This window comes from Pseudomonas sp. 28 E 9, from assembly GCF_900004785.1.
In the GTDB taxonomy this organism is placed as follows: Bacteria; Pseudomonadota; Gammaproteobacteria; order Pseudomonadales; family Pseudomonadaceae; genus Aquipseudomonas; species Aquipseudomonas orientalis_A.
The window spans coordinates 1-3828 of the sequence record NZ_CVTK01000036.1 but is presented as its reverse complement, the minus strand read 5'-3'; the positions used below and the strand labels follow the sequence as shown (position 1 = coordinate 3828).

At 59.8% G+C, this 3828-nt stretch carries 4 protein-coding genes; all 4 read right to left on the bottom strand.

Annotated features, from left to right (window positions below; genetic code table 11):
- Positions 1-456: 456 nt before the first annotated feature.
- Positions 457-1173, bottom strand: coding sequence for a phosphatidylcholine synthase (gene pcsA / locus BFQ00_RS07330; RefSeq protein WP_065884474.1), 717 nt, complete (start codon positions 1171-1173; stop codon positions 457-459).
- Positions 1174-1321: 148 nt separating this feature from the next.
- On the bottom strand, positions 1322-2242 hold the full coding sequence (locus BFQ00_RS07325; RefSeq protein ID WP_065933049.1) for a class I SAM-dependent methyltransferase: 921 nt from the start codon (positions 2240-2242) through the stop codon (positions 1322-1324).
- A 49-nt stretch (positions 2243-2291) separates the two neighbouring features.
- Positions 2292-2780, bottom strand: coding sequence for a DUF1289 domain-containing protein (locus BFQ00_RS07320; protein ID WP_065933048.1), 489 nt, complete (start codon positions 2778-2780; stop codon positions 2292-2294).
- Between the two features lie 88 nt (positions 2781-2868).
- Positions 2869-3828 (bottom strand): ribonucleotide-diphosphate reductase subunit beta (locus tag BFQ00_RS07315; RefSeq protein ID WP_065933047.1); only part of this gene is annotated, 960 nt, incomplete at its 5' end.

The following is a 3828-nucleotide window of genomic DNA, read 5'->3' as shown; positions in this document are numbered from 1 at the left end:
GCCTTGGAGCCGACCGGGATTTTTTGTCGATCCTGGCCAAAATGCGGGAGGGGGCTTGCTCCCGATGGCGGCCTCAGAGCCGACCAGGATGTTGAGTCGATTCCGGTCCAAATGTGGGAGGGGGCTTGCCCCCGATGGCGGCCTCTGGGCCGACCAGGATGTTGGGTTGGACCGAGTACATATCCGTTTCTGCGGTCACGGCTGCTAATGGTTCCGCTTTTACAGCGGCTCACTTTTGAAAAGCGCAAAAGTAAGCAAAACGCTCTTGCCCCACCACTCGGCACCTCGCCTGCGTTCGGCCAGCGTGGTTTAACGGGGCGCCTGAGATCAAGATCAAAAGCAGATCAAGAGCGACTCGCTTCGCATCGTGGTTACGGTTGAGCGCTACAGAGTTGTGTAGATACCTATGGCCATCGGGGGCAAGCCCCCTCCCACATTTTGATCCTGGGTGCTGGGTTATTTATGGGTACCCAGCCATTCCAGCGCCGTGCGCCAGATGCAGATGCCCAGAAAGTACGCCGACATCAGCGACCACAGCCCGAACGTCCACGGGTTGGTGTTCGGATAATCCACCACCATCAGGAAGCTGCACAGCAACCAGATCGTGGTCACCGCGATATTGATCGGCATGAAGCGCTTGACCCGGAAGGGGTGCAGGAACTTCATCGGCGTCACGGTCAGCAGCGCCAGGCCGATCACGGTCAACAGGGTGACCCAAGCGTCCGGCTGGATTATGTACACGCACAGGGCCACCACATTCCACGCCGCCGGGAAGCCGACGAAATAGTTGTCCTTGCTCTTCATGTTCACGTTGCAGAAACAGAACAGCGACGACACCAGGATCACCGACACCGCAAACAGGTGGGTAAATTCCGGCAGGTCGATATAACGGTAGATAAACAGTGCCGGGATGAACACGTAGGTGAGGTAATCGATCACCAGGTCCAGTACCGAGCCGTCAAAGCTGGGCAACACCGTGCTGACATTGACGCGTCGCGCCAGGGAGCCGTCGACGCCATCGACCACCAGGGCCAGGCCCAGCCACAGCAGGCAGGCCTTGGGTGAGTTTTCCAGCAGCGCCAGGGTGGCCAGGAATGCCAGTACCACGCCCGTGGCGGTGAAGCCGTGGGCGCCCCAGGCTTTGATTCTGGCTACATGCAGGGTCGATATCACGGGCGGTTCTCCAAAGGATCAAACGGGGCAGCCGACAGCGTAACGCTGTCGAGTCTGGCCGGGGAATGCAGGTATCGACCGGGAAGGCGGGGATAAGGTTCACCACCCGGCGTATGGCTTAGCGTAGCAAGCGCCGCAAGTTTCGGCATCAGCCCTGGCGAAACACCAGGGCCTTCAAGCCACTTTGCGGGTCGATATCCGGGAATTCCGGCGGGTTTTCCAGGCGTTCTACAAAGCGCAGGCTCGCTGCCTCGCGGCTGACGCCGTCGATCAGGAAGTCTTCGCCGAACGCCGGATCGTTCATGCACGCCAGCACTGTGCCGTGGGGCGTGAGCAAGTCCGGCAGGCGACGCAGCACGCGCTGGTAGTCCTTGGTCAGCAGGAAGCTGCCTTTCTGGAACGACGGCGGGTCGATGATCACTAGGTCATAGGGGCCGCTATGGGTGACCTTGGCCCAGGATTTGAACAGGTCGTGGCCCAGAAAGGTCACCTTGCTCAAGTCGTGACCATTGAGGCGATGGTTGTCGCGCCCACGGTTCAGGGCGCCACGGGCCATGTCCAGGTTCACCACATGCTCGGCGCCGCCTTCGACAGCGGCCACGGAAAACCCGCAGGTGTAGGCAAACAGGTTAAGCACGCGCTGGCCTCTGGCCTGCTCGCGCACCCAGTTGCGGCCGTGGCGCATGTCGAGGAACAGGCCGCTGTTCTGCTTTTTACCCAGGTCGATCAGGTAGCGCAGGCCGCCTTCGGTAATGGTCAACTCGTCGAGGGCGTCACCGACCAGCCACTCGGTGGTGCTTTGCGGCAGATAGCGGTGTTGCAGCGCTACGGTATGGGCGCCGCAACCGCCCCAGTCGATCTGCAACAACAGCTGCTTCAAGGCCTGCAGATGCTCGGTTTCCTTGAACAGCGCCACCAGCACCACGCCTTGCAGCCAGTCCACCGTCAGTTGCTCAAGGCCCGGCCAGCAGCGGCCACGGCCGTGGAACAGGCGGCGGGTTTCAGCGGGCGGGCTGGCCAGGGCAGTGAGCAGATGGGCGTGCAGGGTAGCGAGTGCGTCTGGGGTCATCGGTGAGCGTCAGTCGTTGAGCGGGCGGCATTTTAAACACAATTGTGCGTCAGAGCGTGGCGATCAGGGCTGGACCAAAGGTTTCGCGCAGAAAACCCGGGGCAATGTAGCGCTCGTAATGGGCTTCGGACAGCAGGAAAAACTCGCGGTCAATCGCATCGCGCAAGTCGGTGAGGGGACGCTCGCGAAACTCCGGCAGCAATGCCAGGCCGTAGGCGTCCAGGTTCGACATGACCCGCGCACCCCGGGCAATCAGCTGGTACGCCCAGCAATACGGCGACTGCTGCGGCATGAAGCGAATCTTGCGGTCCTCCAGTTGCTGGCGCAGGCGCCGCGGGTCGAAGACTTCCAGCTTGCTGCTCATCACCTGTACCAGCAACTGCTCCAGGCGCAGCCACACCGCGTGCTTTTCCTCGGCGCTATAGCCGTTCCACTGGATCACTTCGTGGTGATAACGCTTGCAGCCCCGGCAGACCAGGTCACCGTAGACGGTGGAACACAGGCCTATGCAGGGCGTTTTGATGGTTTGATTGGGCATAAAAGGCAATTTGCAAAGTTATGGAACACCGCGTTCCCAATGTGGGAGGGAGCAAGCCCCCTTCCACATTTTGGAGCTGTGCTGTTAATCAATCCCAGCTCAGCGCGCCACCTGTCTGGTACTCGATCACGCGGGTTTCGAAGAAGTTTTTCTCTTTCTTCAAATCCATAATCTCGCTCATCCACGGGAACGGATTGGTGGTCCCTGGATACTCTTCCTTCAACCCAATCTGCGACAGGCGACGGTTAGCAATAAACTTCAGGTAATCCTCCATCATCGCCGCATTCATCCCCAGCACCCCACGCGGCATGGTATCCCGCGCGTATTCAATCTCCAGCTGCGTGCCCTGCAGAATCATCTGGGTCGCTTCTTCCTTCATCTCGGCATCCCACAAGTGCGGGTTTTCGATTTTGATCTGGTTGATCACATCGATCCCGAAGTTCAGGTGCATCGACTCATCGCGCAGGATGTACTGGAACTGCTCGGCCACGCCGGTCATTTTGTTGCGGCGGCCCATGGACAGGATTTGGGTGAAGCCGCAGTAGAAGAAGATGCCTTCCAGCACGCAGTAGTAGGCGACCAGGTTGCGCAGCAGCTCTTTGTCGGTGTCGACGGTGCCGGTTTCGAACTTCGGATCGGAGATCGAGCGGGTGTACTTCAGACCCCAGGCGGCTTTTTTAGCGACCGATGGGATCTCGTGGTACATGTTGAAGATCTCGCCTTCATCCATGGCCAACGATTCGATGCAGTACTGGTAGGCGTGGGTGTGGATCGCTTCTTCGAAGGCCTGGCGCAGGATGTACTGGCGGCATTCGGGGTTGGTGATCAGGCGGTACACGGCCAGCACCAGGTTGTTGGCAACCAGGGAGTCGGCGGTGGAGAAGAAGCCGAGGTTGCGCATGACGATGCGGCGTTCGTCGTCGGTCAGGCCTTCGGGGTTTTTCCACAGGGCGATGTCGGCGGTCATGTTGACCTCTTGCGGCATCCAGTGGTTGGCGCAGCCGTCGAGGTATTTCTGCCAGGCCCAGTCGTACTTGAAAGGCACGAG

Excerpts from the sequence above, each read along its gene's own strand:
- BFQ00_RS07325 (WP_065933049.1), bottom strand. The coding sequence starts at position 2,242 with ATGACCCCAGACGCACTCGCTACCCTGCACGCCCATCTGCTCACTGCC.
- BFQ00_RS07320 (WP_065933048.1), bottom strand. The coding sequence starts at position 2,780 with ATGCCCAATCAAACCATCAAAACGCCCTGCATAGGCCTGTGTTCCACC.